At 60.6% G+C, this 21736-nt stretch carries 17 protein-coding genes and 1 pseudogene; 8 read left to right on the top strand and 10 right to left on the bottom strand.

Annotation, left to right across the window (positions count from 1 at the left end):
- The first annotated feature begins 13 nt into the window (after positions 1-13).
- The 4 genes and pseudogenes from ACEN8Z_RS17375 to ACEN8Z_RS17360 all read left to right on the top strand — a co-directional run bounded on the left by ACEN8Z_RS17375 (position 14) and on the right by ACEN8Z_RS17360 (position 2549).
- Positions 14-829, top strand: coding sequence for a CheR family methyltransferase (locus tag ACEN8Z_RS17375; protein WP_495595026.1), 816 nt, complete (start codon positions 14-16; stop codon positions 827-829).
- 17 nt (positions 830-846) lie between these two features.
- Positions 847-918: pseudogene (locus tag ACEN8Z_RS17370) on the top strand (chemotaxis protein CheB); the annotation flags it as partial.
- Positions 912-2093: a hybrid sensor histidine kinase/response regulator gene (locus ACEN8Z_RS17365; protein ID WP_495595025.1), complete on the top strand. Its 1182-nt coding sequence runs from the start codon at positions 912-914 to the stop codon at positions 2091-2093. The pseudogene ACEN8Z_RS17370 and the gene ACEN8Z_RS17365, both read left to right, overlap by 7 nt.
- Positions 2094-2171: 78 nt before the next feature.
- A complete protein-coding gene (locus ACEN8Z_RS17360) occupies positions 2172-2549 on the top strand; it encodes a response regulator (protein ID WP_007970583.1) in 378 nt (125 codons plus the stop codon).
- Between the two features lie 132 nt (positions 2550-2681).
- Here ACEN8Z_RS17360 and ACEN8Z_RS17355 read toward each other — a convergent pair whose 3' ends face one another.
- Positions 2682-3737, bottom strand: a complete 1056-nt coding sequence (locus ACEN8Z_RS17355; RefSeq protein WP_495595024.1) for a tetratricopeptide repeat protein — start codon at positions 3735-3737, stop codon at positions 2682-2684.
- 215 nt (positions 3738-3952) lie between these two features.
- Between ACEN8Z_RS17355 and ACEN8Z_RS17350 the strand changes: the two genes are divergently transcribed.
- The 3 genes from ACEN8Z_RS17350 to ACEN8Z_RS17340 are packed head-to-tail and all read left to right on the top strand — an operon-like array spanning position 3953 to position 7248.
- Entirely contained in the window at positions 3953-6088 is a 2136-nt protein-coding gene (locus tag ACEN8Z_RS17350; protein ID WP_495595023.1) for an FUSC family protein, read from the top strand.
- Positions 6078-6278 carry a DUF1656 domain-containing protein gene (locus ACEN8Z_RS17345; protein WP_032829912.1) on the top strand — a complete coding sequence of 67 codons (201 nt, stop codon included), beginning with the start codon at positions 6078-6080 and terminating at the stop codon, positions 6276-6278. Before ACEN8Z_RS17350 ends, ACEN8Z_RS17345 begins: the two co-directional genes overlap by 11 nt.
- 4 nt (positions 6279-6282) lie before the next feature.
- Positions 6283-7248 carry an HlyD family secretion protein gene (locus ACEN8Z_RS17340; protein ID WP_495595022.1) on the top strand — a complete coding sequence of 322 codons (966 nt, stop codon included), beginning with the start codon at positions 6283-6285 and terminating at the stop codon, positions 7246-7248.
- A 219-nt stretch (positions 7249-7467) separates the two neighbouring features.
- Here the strand turns inward: ACEN8Z_RS17340 and ACEN8Z_RS17335 are convergent, their stop codons facing one another.
- The 3 genes from ACEN8Z_RS17335 to mexE are packed head-to-tail and all read right to left on the bottom strand — an operon-like array spanning position 7468 to position 13343.
- Positions 7468-8889, bottom strand: coding sequence for a TolC family protein (locus tag ACEN8Z_RS17335; protein WP_204928707.1), 1422 nt, complete (start codon positions 8887-8889; stop codon positions 7468-7470).
- Complete coding sequence (locus ACEN8Z_RS17330) at positions 8889-12077, bottom strand: efflux RND transporter permease subunit (protein WP_495595021.1); 3189 nt, start codon at positions 12075-12077, stop codon at positions 8889-8891. The genes ACEN8Z_RS17335 and ACEN8Z_RS17330 overlap by 1 nt, the downstream gene beginning before the upstream one ends.
- 12 nt (positions 12078-12089) lie before the next feature.
- Positions 12090-13343 carry a multidrug efflux RND transporter periplasmic adaptor subunit MexE gene (mexE, locus tag ACEN8Z_RS17325; RefSeq protein ID WP_008001552.1) on the bottom strand — a complete coding sequence of 418 codons (1254 nt, stop codon included), beginning with the start codon at positions 13341-13343 and terminating at the stop codon, positions 12090-12092.
- 474 nt (positions 13344-13817) lie between these two features.
- Here mexE and ACEN8Z_RS17320 point away from each other — a divergent pair, with 474 nt between their 5' ends.
- Positions 13818-14825: an Ldh family oxidoreductase gene (locus ACEN8Z_RS17320; protein WP_223464102.1), complete on the top strand. Its 1008-nt coding sequence runs from the start codon at positions 13818-13820 to the stop codon at positions 14823-14825.
- 124 nt (positions 14826-14949) lie between these two features.
- Here ACEN8Z_RS17320 and ACEN8Z_RS17315 read toward each other — a convergent pair whose 3' ends face one another.
- From ACEN8Z_RS17315 to ACEN8Z_RS17290, 6 genes are all read right to left on the bottom strand, one after another.
- Complete coding sequence (locus ACEN8Z_RS17315; protein ID WP_495595020.1) at positions 14950-16530, bottom strand: aldehyde dehydrogenase (NADP(+)); 1581 nt, start codon at positions 16528-16530, stop codon at positions 14950-14952.
- A 167-nt stretch (positions 16531-16697) separates the two neighbouring features.
- Positions 16698-18092: a fosfomycin efflux MFS transporter AbaF gene (abaF, locus tag ACEN8Z_RS17310; RefSeq protein ID WP_495595019.1), complete on the bottom strand. Its 1395-nt coding sequence runs from the start codon at positions 18090-18092 to the stop codon at positions 16698-16700.
- 72 nt (positions 18093-18164) lie between these two features.
- Entirely contained in the window at positions 18165-19082 is a 918-nt protein-coding gene (locus ACEN8Z_RS17305) for a dihydrodipicolinate synthase family protein (protein WP_007997732.1), read from the bottom strand.
- Positions 19083-19208: 126 nt separating this feature from the next.
- Positions 19209-20237, bottom strand: coding sequence for a trans-3-hydroxy-L-proline dehydratase (locus ACEN8Z_RS17300; RefSeq protein ID WP_008018645.1), 1029 nt, complete (start codon positions 20235-20237; stop codon positions 19209-19211).
- 133 nt (positions 20238-20370) lie between these two features.
- The gene (locus ACEN8Z_RS17295) at positions 20371-21093 is read right to left on the bottom strand and encodes an amino acid ABC transporter ATP-binding protein (protein WP_116260784.1); all 723 of its coding nucleotides are present in this window, start codon (positions 21091-21093) and stop codon (positions 20371-20373) included.
- A complete protein-coding gene (locus tag ACEN8Z_RS17290) occupies positions 21086-21736 on the bottom strand; it encodes an amino acid ABC transporter permease (RefSeq protein ID WP_007997727.1) in 651 nt (216 codons plus the stop codon). The genes ACEN8Z_RS17295 and ACEN8Z_RS17290 overlap by 8 nt, the downstream gene beginning before the upstream one ends.

Below are 21736 nucleotides of genomic sequence, written 5' to 3'. Positions count from 1 at the left end.
GTGCAATTATTCAGTGGAGCGAAACAGCGAAATCGAATTGCGGTTGTTGATCGAGGCGATCTACCTCAAGTACAGCTACGATTTTCGCGATTACTCCGGCGCTTCGATCAAGCGCCGGATCAACCATGCGTTGAGTCAGTTCGAGTGCAACACCATCTCGGCGTTGCAGGAAAAGGTCCTGCACGATCCCATCGCCTTCATGCAACTGCTGCAATTGCTGACCATTCCGGTCAGTGAGATGTTTCGCGACCCTTCGCACTTCCTGGCCATCCGCAAGGAAGTGGTACCGCTGCTGCGAACCTACCCTTCGATCAAGATCTGGATCGCCGGATGCAGCACCGGTGAAGAGGTGTATTCGATGGCCATTCTGCTGCGCGAAGAAGGCTTGCTCGACCGAACCATCATCTACGCGACCGACATCAATCCGCGCTCACTGGAAAAGGCCAAGCAAGGGATTTTCTCGATGGAGAATGTCCGCGCCTACACTGCTAATTATCAGCAGGCCGGTGGCCAGCGCTCGTTTGCCGACTACTATACGGCCGCTTATGGGTACGCCATTTTCGACAAGACGCTGCGCGAGAACGTGACCTTCGCCGATCACAGCCTGGCAACGGACAGCGTGTTTTCCGAAACTCAATTAATTTCATGTCGTAACGTATTGATTTATTTCAATAAAAAACTTCAGGATAGGGCGTTCGAGCTGTTTCATGAGTCCCTCTGCCATCGCGGTTTCCTGGTGTTGGGCAGCAAGGAAACCCCAAAATTTTCAGCCTTCGGCAATCAGTTCGAGCCGCTGGTCAAACAAGAACGGATCTACCGAAAATCATGAACAGTGCAGCGAACTTGCAGCCGGACTACCTACTTCCTGTACGTGGCATCGGCCGTTTGCTTGTCGAGCTGGAAAGAATCGCATGCTAAGAAATATCCAGGCCAAAGTGCTGATCGTCGACGATCTGCCGGAGAATCTGCTGGCGCTCGAAGCGCTGATCAAGCGTGAGGACCGAATCGTGTACAAGGCGCTGTCCGCCGACGAAGCCTTGTCACTGCTGTTGCAACACGAATTCGCCATGGCCATCCTCGATGTGCAGATGCCCGGCATGAATGGCTTCGAGCTGGCCGAGTTGATGCGTGGTACGGAAAGAACCAGGAATATCCCGATCGTTTTCGTCAGCGCCGCCGGGCGTGAACTGAATTACGCGTTCAAGGGCTATGAAAGCGGTGCCGTGGACTTCCTGCACAAGCCGCTGGACATCTACGCGGTCAAGAGCAAGGTCAATGTGTTCGTAGACCTGTATCGCCAAAGCAAGGCGATGCAGGAACAGGTGCTGGCCCTTGAGCACAGTCGCCGCGAACAGGAGACCCTGCTCAAGCAGCTGCAAAACACCCAACTGGAACTGGAGCAGGCGGTGCGTATGCGCGATGACTTCATGTCCATCGTCGCCCACGAAGTGCGCACGCCGCTCAACGGCCTGATTCTTGAAACCCAGTTGCGCAAGATGCACCTGGCCCGGGACAACGCAGCCGCCTTCACCCTGGACAAAATGCACGCCATGGTCGACCGCGACGAGCGGCAGATCAAAAGCCTCATACGTTTGATCGAAGACATGCTCGATGTCTCGCGCATTCGCACCGGCAAGTTGTCGATCCGGCCGACGTGCTTCGATCTTTCGGCGCTGGTTCGGGAATTGTTGCAGAATTTTTCCCGGCAGATCGACGCTGCCGAGACGTCGGTCACACTCGATGCCGAGCAACCGGTGATCGGAAATTGGGACGAGTTTCGTATAGAACAGGTCATTTCCAACCTGTTGACCAACGCCTTGCGCTATGGGGCCAAGGGCCCGATCTCGGTGAAGGTATACAGTGAGGAGGGCCGGGCGCTGGTGGACGTGCAGGACCAGGGGATCGGCATCAGCGAGGAAAACCAGGAGCGGATTTTCCAGCAGTTCGAACGGGTATCGGCCAAACACGCCGTCGCCGGACTGGGCCTGGGATTGTTCATTTCAGAACAGATTGTGACCGCCCATGGCGGTACTATTACGGTCCAGAGCCGGATTGGCGAAGGCGCCTTGTTTCGCGTTTGTCTGCCGCTGTAGGAAAACAGCCAGAGAAACGCAACCTCTGATCGACACCACGGTCGTATCAGCAGCAATTGACCGAACAAAGGCTTCCCCATGAGCGAAGATGCACAAGATGTAGTACTCGTCGTCGAGGACGATCCCTCGATTCTGATGGTGCTGTCCGCTTATCTGTCGGGCGAGGGTTACCGCGTATTGCAGGCCGAAAACGGCGAGCAGGCTTTTGAAATCCTGGCGAGCAAACCGCACCTGGACATGATGATCACCGACTTCCGCCTGCCTGGTGGCATCTCCGGCGTGCAGATCGCCGAACCCGCCGTGAAGCTGCGACCGGAACTCAAGGTGATTTTCATCAGCGGCTATGCCCAGGAAATCCGTGAGACCGACAGCCCGATCACGCGCAAGGCGCCGATTCTCGACAAGCCATTCGATCTGGATAAATTACAGGAGCTGATGCAGGACATGCTTTCGTAAGCGCTGTTGGTTCTCGTACCTGTAATTTCTGACAGTTCGCGCCAGACACAGCCGCGATCCGCGGCTTTTTGCCCTTCATGAACACGATGGGTCCGTGGCCGAGACGACGGCTCAACGAAATTTCAGTCGGGGTTAAAGCCCTTGCTGCAACGCCGGATCATCGGGGTTCATCTGTTCGAGTTGCGCCAACAGGATCTGTACGTTTTGCAGTTGGCCGCTTTCCTTCCAGAAATTGATCAGCAACACCCGGGCCTTGCGGTCATTCGGATGACGCTGAACGATTTCCTGCAACTGTTTCTGCGCCGCTTCCAGCTCCTGCTCGCCGTGCAACGTGGTGGCCAGGTCGTAGCGGTAATCCCGGTTGTTCGGCTCAAGTTCCACGGCCTTGGACAGGCCAAGCAGGGCGAATTCGCTTTGCTCGTGATGCAGCAGCCAGAGCCCCAGGGCATGTTGCAGGTAGGCCGAATCGGGTTGTGCCTGGAGTTGCCTGGCCAACAACTGGCGGGCGGCGTCGATCTGGCCCTGTTTATCCAGCACCTCGATTTGCAACACCAGCGCCGGCAGGTTGTCCGGCGCCAGGCGCAGGGTGTTGTCCAGCGCCTGTTGCGCTTGCTTGAGCTCGGCGTTGTGCAGGTGCAACCGGGCCAGTTGGTATTGGTTTTCCGCGCTTTGCGGCTCGCTCTTGAGTACTTGCTCCCAGGCATCGATGGCTTGCTCCAGCGGCCCGAAATACAGGCCGAGTTCATCCGGAGACAAGCCCAGCAGCGCGTTGATCGCGGCCAGTCGAACGCTTTGTTCGCTGTCGTCGAGCAATGGTCCCAGCAATAAACTGCGCTGGCCGTTCGGTACCAGGCCGCTGATGCTCTTGATCGCGGCGATACGCACGTCGGGCGACTCGTTCTGCAAGTCGGCATCCGCCAGTTTCAGGGCCACCGAGCTTGGATAATTGGGCAGCTCGGCATGCAGCCAGACACGACGCTTGGGAGACAGGTCCGGACGACCCAATTGCTGATAGAGCACCCGCGCGGCACCGGGCTTGCCGGCCCGGGCAGCCGCCAGCGCTTCGCTGTAGCCATGCTGGATGGCTTCGGGAACCACTGGGGTGGTATCGCGCAGGGAAAACCACGCAAGGCCGATGACGAGCAGGGCGAAGACGCTGATAAACAGATAGCGGCGGGACTTGGGCATGCAGGAATCCGGAAGCTGGCAAGCTTTTGCAAAGGCGCAAGCTTCGGTCAGGCGCGGCTTTGAGTCAAACCTTGACGACGTTTACGCTCGATTCAAACGGTTGAACAACCCTTCAGCCGACAAACAACGGGCCTGTAAGCTGTGTCGACAGCAAAACCTCTCGAGGCACCGCAGCAGTGACTACGCTTGCTGGAGGTGTCACTTCGAGCGCTCCCATGCAAGCGTTGCTGCAGTACTTCAAGGCCATGCTCAACCCCGGGCCCGGGGTGTTGCTGTTTGCCTTGAGAACCATCGCGGCCGGGCTGTTGACCCTGTACCTGGCGTTCCTGTTCGATCTGGACCAGCCAAAATGGTCGATCATGGCCGTGGTCATCATAAGCCAGCCACTGGGCGGCATGGTGCTGGCGCGCAGTTTTGGCCAGGTGATCGGCACCACGATGGGCGCGGTTGTCGCGGTGGCTATCATGGCGATTTTTCCGCAGGCACCGCTGCCTTTCATCACCACCCTGGCGTTGTGGCTAGCGCTGTGCACCGCTGGTGGCACGCTGTTGCGCTACACCAGTTCCGGGGCATTCGTGCTCAGTGGCTACACCGCCGTGGTCATCGCGTTGCTGGCGATTCCCGATCAGGATGGCACCTTTTTGCTGGCGGTGACGCGCCTCACCGAAACCTTGCTGGCCGTCGCCTGCGTGTGCGTGGTCAGCCTGCTCACCGCCAGGCCGGAAGCCGTGGCCCGGGATTACTTCGCCAGGATCGATCAAATCACCCGGTTGCTGGCCACCCATGCCAGCGCCGTCATCCGCACCGAAGAGAGCGAAGCGGATTTCCAGCACCGGCAAATGCAGCTGTTGGGCCAGATCAGCGGCCTGGAGGGCGTGCGCCGGCACATGTACTTCGATGCCCCACGGTTACGCAGTGCCAATGGCCTGGTGCAACTATTGGGCAACCAACTGGTGTTGTTGACCGCGCGGCTTACCGCCCTGCGCCATCAGCGGCTGTTGTTGACCGAGCGCTGGGAGGGTGAGTTGCCTGAAGAAATTCAGCGGTTGCGGGCCGAAGAACTGGCCTTTCTCGATGAACTGGCGCAGAAGGGGCGTTCGCTGTCCAGTGACCAGCGCCATCATTTCACGTTGCTGCAACAACGCTTTGATGAGTTGGCGTACAGAGCCGAACAATTAACCGAGCCGCTACCGGCCACCTTGCGTTCGCTGGCCTGGTCGCTGCGCTGGGAGCAAGCGCGTCTGCTGCAGCAACTGGAGCAGATTCTGGAATTGAGCGATGCCATCCAGAGCGGGCGACCCGCCAGCAGTGTATTTCGCGGGCGGGAAAACCCGTTGCATCTGGACTTTACCCTGGCGACCATGAATGCCGTCCGGGCCTTTTCCGCGCTATTGATAGCTGGCCTGATCTGGATCGAAACCGGCTGGGATGGTGCGCGAGGCGGGATGGTGCTGGTGGGCATCCTTTGCTCGCTGATGTCGACGTTTCCCCGACCGCTGCTGGCGGTTCAAAGCTATGCGAGGGGATTCGGGTTGGCATTGGTGGCCTCGGCGCTCCTTCAGTTCATGTTTGTCCCGATGATCAGCAACTTCGAGATGCTTGCCTTGCTGCTGGCGCCCTTGCTCTACGCTGTCGCGGTGGGGCTGGCCAGTCCACCCACCACAGGTACCGGGATTGGCCTGGGACTCACGACTTTTCTGTTGCTCGGCCCGTTGAACGTGGGGATTGGGCAAAACACCGCCATCCAGTGGTTCGAGTTTGCCGGGGCTTACACCTGCGCGACCGTGCTGGCCTTGAGTGTCTACGCGCTGATCTTTCCGTTCAGGCCGGATTTGCGCATGCGCCGGCTCCACAAAGAGAACGGCGAACAGGTGTATGCCTTGCTGAAAACCTCGGCGACCGATGAGCAGCAGTTTGCGTTCGAGAGCCGTATGGTTGATCGCCTGACCATGATGCTGGGGCTGCTGCCAGCGACCCGGGAGCCACAATCGCGGGAGCTGTTTCAAGTCAGCCTGGGCTGCATGGCACTGGGTACTGCCTTGAATCAGCTCCGGCAGCAGGGGCAGAACAACGCGTTACTGAGCCCGGCTCTGCAAACTCGCCTGTTTTCGACCGTACGGGAAACGGGAAGGCTGGTCGCCGGTCGGCCCGGGGTCGAAGTGGCGCAGGTGATTGATAGCTTGCACGCCTTGGGCGACGACCTGGATGCCCTGCATACCGATGTTCACGAGCGCTTGTGGTCGGTGTTCCGGATGCGGGTGGCGCTGCTGATCGTGGTGTCGTTCGTCGAGCGTTATCGCGGCTACTTTCAACCCTCCGGTCTTGAAGGAGACCCAGTCCTTGCCCATTGATCTGGAAGTGGGGGGGGCCTATCTGCCCCCGATTGCCCAGGCGCTGCTGCTGGGCTTGCCGATTTTTCTGTTGCTGGACTGGACGTTGCGGCGCCTCGGTGTGCTGCAGTTTGTCTGGCACGAGGCATTGTTCGAAGGTGCGTTGTACGCCTGCGTCTGCGCTACATTGATTCTGGTGATGGGAGCCTGATGCCTTGAAGAACATCCTTTCCCGACTCACGACGGTGGCGGTGGTCCTGCTGGCCTTTATCCTGGGCTGGTTCGCCTGGGAGCATTACACCCGCGCGCCCTGGACCCGGGATGCCCGGGTGCGTGCCGATGTGGTGACCTTGTCCGCCGATGTCTCGGGGCGAATCGTCAGCCTGGCCGTGCAGGACAACCAGCACGTGGACAAGGGCCAGGCACTGCTGGAAATCGACCCGGCGCGTTACACCCTTGCGGTGGAGCATGCCAAACGTGCCGTTGAGGTGGCGAAAGCCTCACTTGGGCAGGCCCAGGCAGCCATTACCGCCAGCGAAGCATTGCTCAAACAACGTCAGAGCGAAGAGCAACGGCGGCGTACGCTCAAGGATCGTTCGGCGATTTCCGGTGAAGAGTGGGAAAAAGCCAACACCGATGTGTCGGTGGCCCAGGCTGACCTGCTGCGTAATCAGGCCAATCTGGTGTTGGCCCAGGCCAACGTGCAACTGGCCATCGCGGCGTTGACCCAGTCCGAGCTCGATTTGCAGCGTACCCATGTCGTATCCCCGGTGACCGGCTACGTCACCAATCTGCTGACCCGGGAGGGCGACTATGCCTCGGCCGGCGGTCCATTGCTGGCGCTGGTGGACAGTGACTCGTTCTATGTCAGTGGCTACTTTGAAGAAACCAAGTTGCCGCGGATCGGCGAGGGTGACCGGGTCAAAATCGAATTGATGAGTGGCGAGATGTTCGGCGGCAAAGTGCAGAGCATTGCCTTCGCCATCGCCGACCGGGAAAACCTGCCCGGTGGCCGCCTGCTGGCCAACATCAACCCCAGTTACACCTGGATCAAACTGGCGCAGCGGGTGCCGGTACGGATCGAGATCGATGCCGACTATGCCGGTAAAGACAAGCTCAGGGCGGGGACCACGGCCACCGTGACCGTCCAGGAAAACCACAAATCCAAGGACCAGCATTAACCCCCCCTGTAGGAGCGAGCTTGCTCGCGATGGTCGTTAACGAGAACGCGTGCTTGCTGGATAAGCGCAGCGCTCTTGAGTCCATCGCGAGCAAGCTCGCTCCTACAAGGGATATGCATTGCTTTTTAATAGGCAAAAAAAACCCCGCGACCGAATGAGGCGCAGGGCAAAGAAATTGGTCGGTTGCGGCCAACCAAAGGAGCTCTTCAAACCATCGGGTTAATTGCTCGCGACTGTCTCCGGTTGCCAGCCACCGCCAAGGGCCTTGTAGATCGCGACGATGCCGCGATACAGGTCGACTTCGGCCTGGGCCTGGGAGTCTTCGGCGGCCAGGCGTTCACGCTGGGCGTCGAGCAGCACGAGGAAATCGGCGGTGCCTTCGCGGTAGCGGATTTCCGCCAGGTCGGCGGCCGAGCGGCTGGACTCGCTCTGACGAATCAGCGAGATCAGGCGCTGTTGGCGTTTGCCGTAGTCGCTGAAGGCGTTTTCCGATTCTTCCAGGGCCAGCAACACTTGCTGCTCGTAGGTCGCCAGGGCGCCTTCGGCATCTGCGTCGGCGGCGCGCAAACGGGCGCGCACGCTGCCCAGGTCGAACGCCGCCCAGGTGATGCTCGGGCCCAGCGCCCAGGCGTTGGCCGCCGAGGAACCGATTTGCGAACCACGCCCGGCGGTGAAACCAAGGAAGCCGCTGAGGCTGACTTGCGGGAACAGGTCGGCCTTGGCCACGCCGATCCGCGCCGTGGCCGAAGCCAGTCTGCGTTCGGCACTGAGAATATCCGGCCGGCGTTGCAGCAGTTCACCCGGGTTACCGATCGGCAAGGCCTTGGCAATCGCCGGCAAGTCTTTCGGGCTCAGGTCCACGGCCAATTTGTCCGGGCGCTGACCGAGCAAAGTGGCGATACGGTTCTTCTCCCGAACCTGCTCAGCCTGCAATTGCGGCACGCTGGCTTCGACCGACGCCAGGCGGGCATCGGCACGTTCGACATCGAGCTGATCGCCGACGCCGGCATCACGCAGGCTGATGGTGATCTTGCGCGACTCCTGCTGGTTCTCCAGGTTGGCCAGGGCGATTTTTTCCCGCAGTTGCGCGCCACGCAGTTGACCGTAGGCATCCACCAGTTCGGCAATCATGGTGACTTGCAGCTGGTACAGATCGGCTTCAAGCGACTGTTGCTCGGCATTCGCCGATTCCAGGTTGCGCTGGATACGGCCAAACAGGTCGATCTCCCAGGCCATGTCGAGGCCCAGGTCGTAGCGTTCGCTATTGACCCGGTCGGTGGTCTGGCCGGGAATCTGCCCCTTGCCCAGGTCACTGCTGACACGGCTGGTGACGACCGGCAGGTTGTCGTTACTGATGTCATCGCGGATGGCCCGGGCCGCTTTCCAGCGGGCAAAAGCGACGCGCAAATCACGGTTGCCCTTGAGCGATTCGGTCACCAACTGGTTGAGGGTCGGGTCTTCGAACTGCTGCCACCAGATGCCTTCGAAACGAGAACGGTCAAAGTTTTTCTGACCGGCCGCGCCGTCGGTGGCGGTGGTGATGTTCGCCGGTTCCGTGGCTGGGGTCTTGTAGTCCGGGCCGACGGCACAGGCACTCAGGGCCAGTACCAGCAGGCTCGGCAGAAAGGCTTTCAAACTCATCAATGAGACTCCAGCTGCTTATCCAGTTTCAGCGCCTTGGCGGCTTTGCGCGATTGGCCGCGCTCGACAAAGTTACGGATCAGTACGTAGAACACTGGCGTCAGCAACAGACCGAAGAAGGTCACCCCGAGCATCCCGGAGAACACCGCTACACCCATGGCGTGGCGCATTTCGGCACCGGCACCGCTGGAGAACACCAGCGGCACAACACCCATGATGAACGCGAAGGAGGTCATCAGGATCGGCCGCAGACGCAGACGGCAGGCTTCCAGAACCGCTGCCAGCGGGTTGAGGCCTTCCAGTTGCTTGTCCTTGGCAAACTCGACGATCAGGATCGCGTTCTTGCAGGCCAGGCCCACCAGTACGATCAGGCCGATCTGGGTGAAGATGTTGTTATCACCGCCGGAGGCAATCACCCCGGTAATGGCCGACAGCAGCGTCATCGGTACGATCAGGATCACCGCCAGCGGCAGGCTCCAGCTTTCGTACTGAGCCGCCAGTACCAGGAACGCCAGCAGTACGCAGAGCGGGAACACGAACAGCGCGGTGTTGCCGGACAGAATCTGCTGGTAGGTCAGGTCGGTCCATTCATAGGTCATGCCGTTCGGCAGTTCTTGCTTGAGCAGTTTCTCGACGGCTTTTTCGGCCTGGCCGGAGCTGTAGCCGGGGGCGGCGGCACCGTTGATTTCAGCGGTGATGAAGCCGTTGTAGTGCATCACGCGGTCGGGGCCCGAGGTGTCGCTGACCTTGATGAAGGTCGCCAGCGGGATCATCTCGCCTTTGTTGTTACGCACCTTCAGCTGGCCGATCTGGTCGGCTTCGAGGCGGAACTGCTGTTCGGCCTGAACGTTGACCTGATAGGTGCGACCGAAGCGGTTGAAGTCGTTGGCATACAGCGAACCCAGGTAAATCTGCAGGGTGTCGAAGATGTCGCTGACGGCCACGCCGTGGGTCTTGGCTTTTTCCCGGTCGATGGCGGCATCGACCTGCGGCACGTTCACCGTGTAGCTGGTGAACAGACCGGCCAGTTCCGGCACGCTGTGGCTCTTGGCAATGATGTTCATGGTTTCCTTGTACAGCTCTTCGTAGCCCAGGTTGCCCCGGTCTTCGATCTGCAGGCGGAAACCACCGATGGTGCCCAGGCCTTGTACCGGCGGTGGCGGGAAGATCGCCATGTAGGCTTCCTGAATGTTCGCGTACTGGCCGTTCAAGGCACCGGCAATCGCACCGGCGGACATGCTCGGGTCTTTACGTTGGTCGAACGGCTTCAGGGTCACGAACACGATGCCGGCGTTCGGGCTGTTGGTGAAGCCGTTGATCGACAGGCCTGGGAAGGCCACGGCACTTTCCACGCCAGGCTGTTTCAGGGCCAGCTCGGACATGCGCTTGATCACGTCTTCGGTACGATCCAGGCTCGAGGCGTCCGGCAGTTGCGCGAAGGCCACCAGGTATTGCTTGTCCTGGCCGGGTACGAAACCGGTCGGGGTGCTGGAGAAACCGAAGAAAGTCAGGACCATCAGGCCGGCGTACAACAGCAGGGCGATACCGCTTGAGCGGATCACGCGGGCAACCGTGCCGACATAACCGTGGCTGGCCTTCTCGAAGAAGCGGTTGAACGGACGGAACAACCAGCCACCGAAAATCTTGTCCAGCACCCTGGAGAAACGGTCTTTCGGCGCGTCATGACCTTTGAGCAATACCGCCGCCAGTGCCGGCGAAAGGGTCAGCGAGTTGAAGGCCGAGATCACCGTGGAAATCGCAATGGTCAGGGCGAACTGCTTGTAGAACTGGCCCGTCAGGCCGGAGATGAATGCCGCGGGGACGAACACCGCACACAGCACCAGCGCCGTCGCAATGATGGGGCCGGTCACTTCACGCATGGCGCGTTTGGTGGCTTCGACCGGCGTCAGTCCGAGCTCGATGTTCCGTTCGACGTTCTCCACCACCACGATGGCGTCGTCCACCACGATACCGATGGCCAATACCAGGCCGAACAGCGACAAGGCGTTGAGCGAAAAGCCAAACAGATGCATCACGGCAAAGGTACCGATCAGCGATACCGGCACCGCCACCAACGGAATGATCGAGGCGCGCCAGGTTTGCAGGAACAGGATGACCACCAGTACCACGAGGATCAGTGCTTCGAAGAGGGTGTGAACCACCGCCTCGATGGAGCCGCGTACGAAGATCGTCGGGTCATAGACGATGCTGAAGTCCATGCCTTCGGGGAAGCTCTTCTTCAGCTCGGCCATTTTCGCCCGAACTTCATTGGAGATCTCGATGGCGTTGGAACCAGGGCGCTGGAAGATCGGGATCGCCACCGCCGGCTGATTGTTCAGCAGCGAGCGCAGGGCGTACTGGCTGGAACCCAGCTCGACGCGAGCGATGTCCTTGAGGCGAGTGATTTCACCATTGTCGCCAGAGCGAATGATGATGTTCTCGAACTCTTCCTCACTGACCAGACGGCCCTGAGTGTTGACCGACAGCTGGAAGCTTTGGGCATTCGGGGCAGGGGGAGCGCCCAATGCACCGGCGGCCACCTGGCGGTTCTGTTCACGAATGGCGGTTACAACGTCAGTTGCGGTCAGGTTACGCGAAGCGGTTTTGTTCGGGTCGAGCCAGACACGCAGCGAGTAGTCGCCCATGCCGAACAGTTGCACGTCACCGACACCGCCCAGCCGCGCCAGCTCATCCTTGATGTTGAGGATCGCGTAGTTGGACAGATAGAGCATGTCGTAGCGTTTGTCCGGCGAGGTCAAGTGCACAACCATGGTCAGGTCGGGCGATGCCTTGTCCACGGTGATACCGATGCGCGTCACTTCCTCGGGAAGTTTCGGCTCGGTCCGGGTCACGCGGTTCTGCACCTGCACCTGGGCGTTGTCCAGGTCGGTACCCAGGGCAAAGGTGATGGTCAGGGTGATCTTGCCGTCGGCGGTCGACTGCGAGGACATGTACAGCATGTTCTCGACGCCGGTGATGGCCTGCTCCAGCGGAGCGGCTACGGTTTCACCGATGACCTTGGGGTTGGCACCCGGGAAGTTGGCGCGCACCACAACAGTCGGTGGCACTACCTCCGGGTATTCGCTGATCGGCAACTGGAACAGCGAGATCGCACCGGCGATCAGGATCAGCAGCGAAAGCACCGCTGCGAAGATCGGCCGCGAAATGAAGAATTGGGAAAAATTCATCGTAAAAATCCCTTAACCGCGTGGGGTCGTGGCAGCCAGTTTCACAACCGTGCCCGGCGCAACCCTGACAGGCGCGACTTGGGGCAGGTTGCTGGCTTCCAGCGCTTGGCGTTGTTGTGCGAGAGCCGCGAGGGTTTGTTCGCTGGCCATCGGAATCACTTCAGGGGTGACCGGTGAACCAGGGCGTACCCGTTGCAGGCCCTTGACGATAATGGTGTCGTCCTTGTTCAGGCCGTTGCGCACGATACGCAAGCCTTCAATCTTCGGACCCAGCTCCACCGCGCGGTAGGCGGTCTTGTTGTCGCCATCCATCACGATCACGAACTTTTTGCCAAGGTCGGTACCGACCGCTTCATCGTTGATCAGCATGGCGTTGTAGGTGCCGCTGCCCACCAGTTTCAGGCGTGCATACAGGCCCGGGGTGTAGCTGCCATCGCTGTTGTCGAACACGGCGCGACCACGGATGGTGCCGGTCTTGGGGTTGACCTGGTTGTCGACGAAGTTCATCACGCCCTGGTGTGGGTTGCCGTCTTCGTTGGACAGGCCCATGTAAACCGGGGTGGTGGCGCCGCGTTTGCCCTGGCGGGCGAGTTCGGTGTACTTGAGGAACACACGCTCGTCTGCGTCGAAGTAGGCGTAGACCTTGTCGGTGGAAACCACGCTGGTCAACGGGGTGGTGTCGGCGGTCACCAGGTTGCCGGCGGTGATCTCCGCACGGCTGACGCGGCCGCTGATGGGGGCGGTAACGCGGGTGAAGCTCAGGTTCAGTTTGGCCAGGTCAAGCTGCGCTTGCAGGGCACCGACAGCGGCGCGGGCTTCCTGGGCAGCGCTGGTACGCGAATCGGCCAGCTCGGCGGAAATGGCGTTGCTGGTGCGCAGGCGCTCACCGCGCTGGGCTTCGTTTTCGCTGCGGGTGGCATTGGCGCGCGATTGTGCAACCAGTGCTTCGAGGCGGCGGACCTCAGCCTGGAACGGACGCGGGTCGATCTGGAACAACAGGTCGCCTTTCTTGACCAGTGCACCTTCTGTGAACGCCACTTCATCGATCTGGCCGGAGACCCGTGGACGAATCTCGACGGTTTCCGGAGCTTCGAGGCGCCCGGTGAATTCGTCCCACTCGTTGACCGGTTGTTCCAGCACCTTGGCCACGCTGACCTTGGCTGCGGGCATGGTAGCGGCGGTTTCCGGGGCCTTGCCGCAAGCGCTGATCACCACGACGGCCAACAAAGCCAACGGGAAGCGCAAATGTTTGAATGACTGTTCCATGGATGCATCCGCCAATGTGTTGAGATTGGCGAATGATGCGCGGCGGGGTTGTATCTCACGAATCGAATGGGGCAAAGGTAACTATCATTCGGAATGATATAAGACCCAAGCCAGCCGTCTAGATTGCGCCTTTGATTAATCGGCGATCAATTGGGTTGATGACAATTGTGTGTTGCCTCGTCTGCAAAGATCAGGCTTGGGACCGAGTCGCGCCCTTCGCGAGCAAGCCCGCTCCCACAGGGGGATCATGTACACCACAGAACCAATGTGGGAGCGGGCTTGCTCCGGGCGGCGTTCCGACGAAGAGGCCAGCAGCCTTCTACACAATCAGGATCAGGGACCAGTCATCAGCCATTGGTTCAACGGGGGCCAACTGCTTGCGCTGTGCCAATTTCGTCACCGCCAATGCCCAAACCCATCAAGCCATAACGCCTCGGGTAGACCACTCTGACCGGTCTGTCCAAGGAGATGACCATGATCCGACTGACCCTGATCGAAGCCCGTGAGTTGGCCGAATCGATCTTGTTGCACAACGGTTTTAATCTGGCCCATGCACAAGCGGTGGCGGCGACGGTGATTGCTGGCGAACGTGATGGCTGTGCCTCCCACGGTTTGTACCGGATTCTGGGGTGTGTGAATTCCCTGCGGGCCGGCAAGGTGTCAGCCGATGCCGAGCCACAGGTGATCGACCAGGCGCCGTCGATTGTGCGGGTGGATGCTGGCGGTGGGTTTTCGCAGTTGGCATTTCAGGCGGGGTTGCCGTTGCTGGCGCAGAAAACCCGGGCCAACGGCATTGCGGCGTTGGCAATCAACCGCTGTGTACATTTCTCGGCGCTGTGGGTGGAGATCGAGCAGCTGACTGCTGCCGGTCTGGTGGCACTGGCGTGTAATCCGAGCCACGCCTGGGTGGCGCCGGCTGGAGGACGACTGCCGGTGTTCGGCACTAATCCCATTGCCTTCGGTTGGCCGCGTGCGGGGCAAGATCCGTTTGTGTTCGACTTCGCCACCAGCGCGATTGCCCGTGGTGATATCGAACTGCACCGGCGTGCCGGCAAGGCGATTCCCGAAGGTTGGGGCGTCGACGCCCAAGGCCAGCCGAGCACTGACGCCAACGTGGTGCTCGACAGCGGCGCGATGCTGACGTTCGGCGGGCACAAGGGTTCGGCGCTGGCGGCGATGGTGGAGTTGATTGCCGGGCCGCTGATTGGTGACCTGACCAGTGCCGAGTCGTTGGCTTACGACGGGGGCAGCAAGTCGTCGCCGTACCATGGCGAGTTGATCATCGCCCTGGACCCTCGGCGCTTTCTGGGGGACGCCACTGAAGAACATTTGGCCCGGGCCGAAACGTTATTCCAGGGCATTGAAGGGCAGGGCGCACGCTTACCGTCGCAACGACGTTACGCGGCGCGGGTACGCAGCCTGGTGGAAGGCGTGCAAATTCCCGAGGCGCTGTACAACGACCTCAAGGCCTTGCTCGCCTGATTGAATCAAAGTGCTCAATCCTGTGGGAGCGAGCTTGCTCGCGATGAGGGCATCAGATTCAACATTTTCGTCGACTGACACACCGCTATCGCGAGCAGGCTCGCTCCCACAGGAGGTCGTATTGTTAAACCGGCTCGCGTTGGCTGCGGCCATCCACCAGCCGTGCAATCCCCAGCGGGTTGGCGTTTTTCAAGGCGTCGGGTAGCAAGGCGTCCGGGCAGTTCTGGTAGCACACCGGACGCAGGAATCGCTCGATGGCCAGGCTGCCAACCGACGTGCCACGGGCGTCGGAGGTTGCAGGGTAAGGCCCGCCATGGACCATGGCATCGCAGACTTCGACCCCGGTGGGGTAACCGTTGAACAGTACCCGGCCGACTTTTTGCTCCAGCAGTATCAGCACGTCCCCATGGGTCTGAAGATCCGATGCTTCGCCAATCAATGTCGCAGTAAGTTGCCCGTGCAAACTGTTCAACGCCTGCCGCAGCTCAACCTTGTCCGCCACTTCAACGACAATGGTGGTCGGCCCGAACACTTCTTCCTGTAGCAGCGGATTCCCATTGAGCAGCAGGCTGACGTCGGCCTTGAACAGTTGCGGCCGCGCCTGATTGCCCTGCTGGTCGTGACCCGCCAGGTGCGTCACGCCCGGATGCTCGAGCAAGGCCCGCACCCCTTTTTCATAGCTCCCGAGGGTGCCAGCATTGAGCATGGTTTGCGCCGGTTGTTCGGCCATCAGGTTGCTTAGTCGCGCAGTGAACGCCGTCCATTCAGGGGCGCGAATACCAATTACCAACCCCGGATTGGTGCAGAACTGCCCGCAACCCTGGACCACCGATGCCACCAGTTCAGCGGCGATTTTCTCGCCGCGCGCACGCAAGGCTTCGGGCAATACCAACACTGGATTGATGCTGCTCATCTCGGCGAACACCGGGATGGGTTGTTGCCGTGCGGCGGCCATGTCGCAAAGGGCACGGCCACCTTTGAGCGAGCCGGTGAAACCGACGGCCTGAATCGCCGGGTGCTTGACCAGCGCTTCGCCGACGCCAGCACCGTAGATCATGTTGAACACACCCTTGGGCATGTCGGTCTGCTCGGCGGCGCGCAGGATCGCATTGGCCACGCATTCGGCGGTTGCCATGTGCCCGCTGTGGGCTTTGAACACCACCGGGCAACCGGCGGCCAGGGCCGCTGCGGTATCGCCGCCAGCAGTCGAAAAGGCCAACGGAAAATTGCTGGCGCCGAACACTGCCACCGGGCCGACGCCGATCCGGTACTGGCGCAGGTCAACCCGTGGCAGCGGCTGACGCTCCGGCAGGGCACGGTCGATGCGCGCGCTATAGAAATCGCCCCGACGCAGGACCTGAGCGAACAGACGCATCTGGCCGCTGGTGCGGCCGCGCTCGCCCTGAATCCGGGCGCTGGGCAGGGCGGTCTCACGGGTCACCAGGGCAACGAACTCGTCATCCAGGGCATCCAGTTGCGCGGCGATGGCTTCAAGGAATTGCGCCCGGCGCGTCGCCGGCAAATTACGAAAGGCTGGATAGGCGGCCGCAGCGGCCTGGACGGCCGCGTCGACTTCTTGCGCGGTGGCTTGCACGAAAGAGTAGGGCAGTGCTTCGCCGGTGCTGGCGTCATGGCTGTTCAGGATGATGCCGCCGACGGCGCTGCGCGCTCCGCCGATGTAGTTGTGGCCAAGGATCTCAGACATCAAAAAAGCTCCTGTCGAAAAATGGGGTAGCAACACAAAGCTTCTGTAGGAGCGAGCTTGCTCCGGGCGGCGTTCCGACGAATAACGCAAGGACAACGCTTCCATTCAGACAACACGCGTTATCGTTGACGTCCATCGCGAGCAAGCTCGCTCCCACAGGGAATTACTCAGGCCAGAGAATCGGCCCGGCGTGGGCCAGTCGGGGCTGGGTCCAGCGCAGCAACCCGCGCCGCTGACTCGGCATCCACCTGGCGCAATGACTTGCCACGGGTCTCGCGGGTCAGGCCGACAGCCACCACGGAAATCAGCGCGGCGCCCACCAGATACCAGGCGATCGGAGTCGAGCTGTGGTACTTGTTGAGCAAGGTGATGGCGATCAGCGGTGCCAGGGAACCGGCGAAGATCGGCGCCACCTGGTAGCACAGGGACAGAGCGGTGTAGCGTATGTGGGTCGGGAACAGTTCAGCCATCAGCGCCGAGTAAGGCGCATAAGTCATCGACTCGATGGCCAGGCCAAGGGTGATGGCGGCCATGATCAGCCAGTTGTTGCCGGTGTCCATCATCGGGAAACCGATGAAACCCCAGAACGCTGTGAGCACTGCGCCGGTCAGGTACACCGGCTTGCGCCCGACGATGTCCGACAGATAGCCCATCAGCGGGATCAGGAAAAAGTGCACCAGGTGCGCGCCGAACATCAGCAGCAGAATTTGCGAAGTGTCCTTGTGCACCACCAGTTTCAGATAGGTAATCGAGAACGTCACCACGGTGTAGTAGAGGATGTTCTCGGCAAAGCGTGCGCCGATTCCCACCAGCACCGAACGCCAGTGATGACGCAGCACTTGCACCACACCGAGCTGTTGCTGTTTGGTCTGTGCCTGACGGGCCTGGGCTTCCTTGAAGATCGGCGCGTCATCGACGCTGGTGCGAATCCAGTAACCGATCAACACGACTACCGCCGAGAACCAGAACGCCACGCGCCAGCCCCAGGCAAGGAACTGTTGCTCTGACAGGTTCGACGACAACAGCAGCAGGGCGACCGTGGCCACCAGGTTGCCGGCCGGCACCCCGGCTTGCGGCCAACTGGCCCAGAAGCCCCGACGATTGTCCGGGCAGTGTTCGGACACCAGCAGAATCGCGCCGCCCCATTCGCCACCGAAAGCGAAGCCCTGGATCAACCGCAACAGCACCAGTAGCACCGGCGCTGCGTAACCGATCTGGTCGAAGCCAGGCAGGCAACCCATCAGGAAAGTGGTGATGCCGACCACTACCAGGCTCAGTTGCAGCAGGCGTTTGCGGCCGAATTTGTCACCGTAGTGACCGAATACCAAACCGCCCAACGGCCGGGCGAGAAAGCCGACCGCGTACAAGGCGAAGGCAGCGATGATGCCGTCGATGGGGCTGTCGGTCTGGCGGAAGAACAGCTGACCGAAGACCAGCGCCGAGGCAGTGCCGTAGAGAAAGAATTCATACCATTCGGCGACGGTGCCTGCCATGGCGGCGGCCACTACGCGTTTGAGTCCCGAGGGTGTGGTTGCGCTTTGCGTGTGTTGAGGATTGGACATGCTGACGTTCCTTGTTGAGGCGCAAAAAACGGGCAGCCGGGCCGGGTCCGCATAGACCCGCCCGGCAATCACTCAGAGACCGACGTCCGGCAGTTCCGGGCGGTTGGCCAATGCCTTGGCCATGATCTGCTCGACGAATACGCGATCGGCTTCCGGCAGGGCCAGGCGTGGCGGACGGGTCAAGGCGCTGCCGCGACCGGCGATGGCTTCACACAGCTTGATGCACTGCACCAGGTCGGCACGGGCATCGAGGTGCAGGATTGGCATCAACCATTCGTAGATCGGCATGGCTTCGGCGAAACGACCGGCCTTGGCCAGGCGGAAGATGGTTTCGCCTTCTTTCGGGAACACGTTGGACATGCCCGAGACCCAACCTTCGGCACCCACGGCGATGCTTTCCAGCACCACGTCGTCGAGGCCGGCGAACAGCACGAAACGGTCACCGACTTCGTTGCGCACGTCGATGAAGCGGCGGGTGTCGCCGGAAGAATCCTTGAAGCACACCACGTTGTCGCAGTCGGCCAGGGAAATCAGGATGTCCGGGGTGACGTCGTTCTTATAGATAGGCGGGTTGTTGTAGACCATCAGCGGCACGTCGGCGTTTTTCGCCACGTAGCGGTAATGCTCGGCGGTCTCGAACGGCTTGGAACCGTAGACCAGCGCCGGCATCAGCATCACGCCATCGACGCCGACCCGGCGTACGGCATTGGCGACCTTGGCCGCTTGTATGCTGGTGAACTCGGCCACGCCGCAAATCACCGGTACGCGACCACGGGCGGCATCGACAGCGACCTCAGTCACGGCGATTTTCTCTTCGGCGGTCAGCGAGGTGTTTTCACCTACCGAGCCGCAGACCACCAGGCCCGACACGCCGTCGCGGATCACGTTGGAAATCACCTGATGGGTTTTTTCCAGGTTGATGGAGAAGTCATCGTTGAATTGAGTGGTCACCGCTGGGAATACGCCACTCCAGTTAATGCGCTTGCTCATTGTTGCCTCCGGTTCGTTAATTGTATTTCGTATACGATATTTAAAATGACAATGCTCGGCTAGTGTTTTTTTTGGTTTTCAGGGGTTTTTACTGGCCGTTGGTCTGGGGGGGCAGGGATTGCGTGATCAGGCGCCGGGCCAAGTGTCGGACAGGCGATAGCCTTGAGGCCACGGATCGCTTGGGTCGAGCAGCAATTGATGGGTGCCGGTGATCCACGCCCGGCCGGAAATGCACGGATAAATCGCGGCGCGGCCGGCGACTTCGGTCAGCGAATCAATGCGGCAGTGGAACTCGGAGCCGATAATCGAACGGCCGACAAAGCGCTCGCCAACCTGCATCAAGCCTTTGGCCTGCAACACCGCCATGCGCGCCGAACAACCAGTGCCGGTGGGGGAGCGGTCGATCTTGCCCGGTTGAATCACCACCGCATTGGCGCCGGTGGCGATGCCGTTCTCATGGACGATGGGCGCGGCGATCTGGCAGAAGGAAATGTGCGACCACTCGGGATTCAGCGGATGCACGAAGCCCAGTTGTTCGTTGGCCGCCCGAGTGATTTTCAGCCCGACCGCCACCAGATCGGCCGCTTCATCCGGGCGGATGGAGAAACCCAGGCCTTTGGCATCGGCAATCACAAAACTGTCGCCACCATAAGCGGTGTCAACCTTCAGAGAGCCGATGCCTTCGACTTCAATCCACGCATCCAGGCGATCAGCGAAGGACGGCACGTTTTTCACTTCCACCCGTTGCACCTTGCCATCCCGGCAGTCGGCCACGGCTTCGATCAGGCCGCCGGGCGCTTCCAGCACCAGGCGGGTTTGCGGCTCGGTCATGGGCAGGATGCCGCTGTCGAGCAATACGGTGGCGACGCACAACGAGTTGGAGCCGGACATCGGCGGGGTGTCCGCCGGTTCCATGATGATCCAGGCCATTTGCGCCCGTGGGTCCTTGGCCGGGACCAGCAGGTTGACGTGGCGGAACACGCCGCCGCGGGGTTCGTTGAGGACGAAGTTGCGCAGGGTTTCGTCCCGGGCGATCCAGCGCGACTGTTCCCACACGGTGGCGCCGGGCGGCGGGGCGACACCGCCCACGATCACGTCGCCGACTTCGCCTTCGGCGTGGCAGCTGACTACATGAATGACTTTTGATGAACGCATGGCTTGCTCCTTGTTTCGCCTGTGAAGGTCTCATCGCGAGCAAGCTCGCTCCCACAGGAATGAGTGGTGTACACAACATTGCGGCCCACACAAAACCCTGTGGGAGCGAGCTTGCTCGCGATGAGGTCAGTCGCTATTTCACCGATTTCAGAAACGCTGCCGTCTCCGCATGCACCGGATTGCCAATCACCTGATCCGGCGAACCAATCTCATGCACCAGGCCATTGCGGAAGAACGCCACACGGTCGGACACGTCCCGGGCAAAGCGGATTTCGTGGGTTACCAACACCATGGTCATGCCGTCTTCGGCGAGCATGCGCATGGTGTCCAGCACTTCACCGACCAACTGCGGGTCGAGGGCCGAGGTGGCTTCGTCAAACAACATGTAGTCCGGTGACATGGCCAGGGCGCGGGCGATGGCCATGCGTTGTTGCTGTCCACCGGACAGCTTGCCAGGGAAGGTCTTGAGCTTGTCGCCCAGACCGACGTGGGTCAGTTGCTTCACCGCCAGTTCTTGCGCTTCAGCCTTGCTTTTGCCCAGCACTTTGCGCGGCGCGAGCATTACGTTTTCCAGCACCGTCAGGTGCGGGAAGGCATTCCATTGCTGGAACACAATGCCGATTTTCTGCCGCAGGCGATTGAGGTCGGTGGCGCTGTGATGGACCTCGACGCCGTCAACGCGGATGTTGCCTTTCTGGATCGGTTCCAGGCCGTTGATGCACATCAGCAAGGTCGATTTGCCGGAGCCGGAGCCGCCGATGATCGACACCACTTCGCCCTTGTTCACCGTCAGGTTGACGCCCTTGACCACTTCGAGGTTGCCGAAGGATTTATGTACGTTGTCGATCTCAATCATTTTCTTGCCACCTTCTTTCCAGACGAGCGCCCAGGCGTGCGACCACCAGGCTCATGACGTAGTAGATAAGGCCCGCGATGCACAGCACCAGCAACGGTTCCTGGATGCGGGTGACGATGGTTTGCGAGGCGCGCAGCAGTTCGACGATGCCGATCCACATCACCAGCGCGGTGTCTTTCATTACACCGAGCACCAGGTTCAGCCAGCCGGGGAACGCTACTCGGGTGGCCATCGGCAGGACGATCCAGCGCAAGTCCTGCAAGAAGCTCAGCCCCAACGAACGGCTGGCCCGGCGCACGGTGAACGGCACCGCCAGCACGCCGGCACGCACGATCTCGGTGAAGTACGCCGCAGCGTAAACCCCCAACACAATGCAGCCGACGCTAAAGGCGCTGATGTTCAAACCGATGATGCTTTTGAGTGAGTTGAACAGTACGAACTGGATCAGCAACGGCACGCTGCGAAACACGTCCAGCACCCAGGCCAGCGGCTGGCTGGCCCGTGGCAACAAGGCCCGCAGCAGGCCGAAGAACAACCCGGCCAAGGAGCCGAGAATGATCGACCAGAACGTCAGTTGCATCGTGACCCACGCACCGTTGAGCAGGAACATCAGGTCATTCGAGGAAAAATCGGTGGAAAACAT

This window comes from Pseudomonas sp. Pseusp10 (assembly GCF_059492225.1).
Note: the sequence above shows the minus strand (reverse complement) of the source record. Positions and strands in the feature narration are given on the sequence as shown.

Bases quoted from the DNA above. Each gene is read 5' to 3' on its own strand.
- ACEN8Z_RS17320 (WP_223464102.1), top strand. From the start codon at position 13,818: ATGATCCGACTGACCCTGATCGAAGCCCGTGAGTTGGCCGAATCGATC.
- ACEN8Z_RS17315 (WP_495595020.1), bottom strand. From the start codon at position 16,530: ATGTCTGAGATCCTTGGCCACAACTACATCGGCGGAGCGCGCAGCGCC.
- ACEN8Z_RS17360 (WP_007970583.1), top strand. From the start codon at position 2,172: ATGAGCGAAGATGCACAAGATGTAGTACTCGTCGTCGAGGACGATCCC.
- ACEN8Z_RS17355 (WP_495595024.1), bottom strand. From the start codon at position 3,737: ATGCCCAAGTCCCGCCGCTATCTGTTTATCAGCGTCTTCGCCCTGCTC.
- ACEN8Z_RS17365 (WP_495595025.1), top strand. From the start codon at position 912: ATGCTAAGAAATATCCAGGCCAAAGTGCTGATCGTCGACGATCTGCCG.
- ACEN8Z_RS17290 (WP_007997727.1), bottom strand. From the start codon at position 21,736: ATGTTTTCCACCGATTTTTCCTCGAATGACCTGATGTTCCTGCTCAAC.
- abaF (WP_495595019.1), bottom strand. From the start codon at position 18,092: ATGTCCAATCCTCAACACACGCAAAGCGCAACCACACCCTCGGGACTC.
- ACEN8Z_RS17330 (WP_495595021.1), bottom strand. From the start codon at position 12,077: ATGAATTTTTCCCAATTCTTCATTTCGCGGCCGATCTTCGCAGCGGTG.
- ACEN8Z_RS17300 (WP_008018645.1), bottom strand. From the start codon at position 20,237: ATGCGTTCATCAAAAGTCATTCATGTAGTCAGCTGCCACGCCGAAGGC.
- ACEN8Z_RS17305 (WP_007997732.1), bottom strand. From the start codon at position 19,082: ATGAGCAAGCGCATTAACTGGAGTGGCGTATTCCCAGCGGTGACCACT.
- ACEN8Z_RS17350 (WP_495595023.1), top strand. From the start codon at position 3,953: ATGCAAGCGTTGCTGCAGTACTTCAAGGCCATGCTCAACCCCGGGCCC.
- ACEN8Z_RS17295 (WP_116260784.1), bottom strand. From the start codon at position 21,093: ATGATTGAGATCGACAACGTACATAAATCCTTCGGCAACCTCGAAGTG.
- mexE (WP_008001552.1), bottom strand. From the start codon at position 13,343: ATGGAACAGTCATTCAAACATTTGCGCTTCCCGTTGGCTTTGTTGGCC.
- ACEN8Z_RS17335 (WP_204928707.1), bottom strand. From the start codon at position 8,889: ATGAGTTTGAAAGCCTTTCTGCCGAGCCTGCTGGTACTGGCCCTGAGT.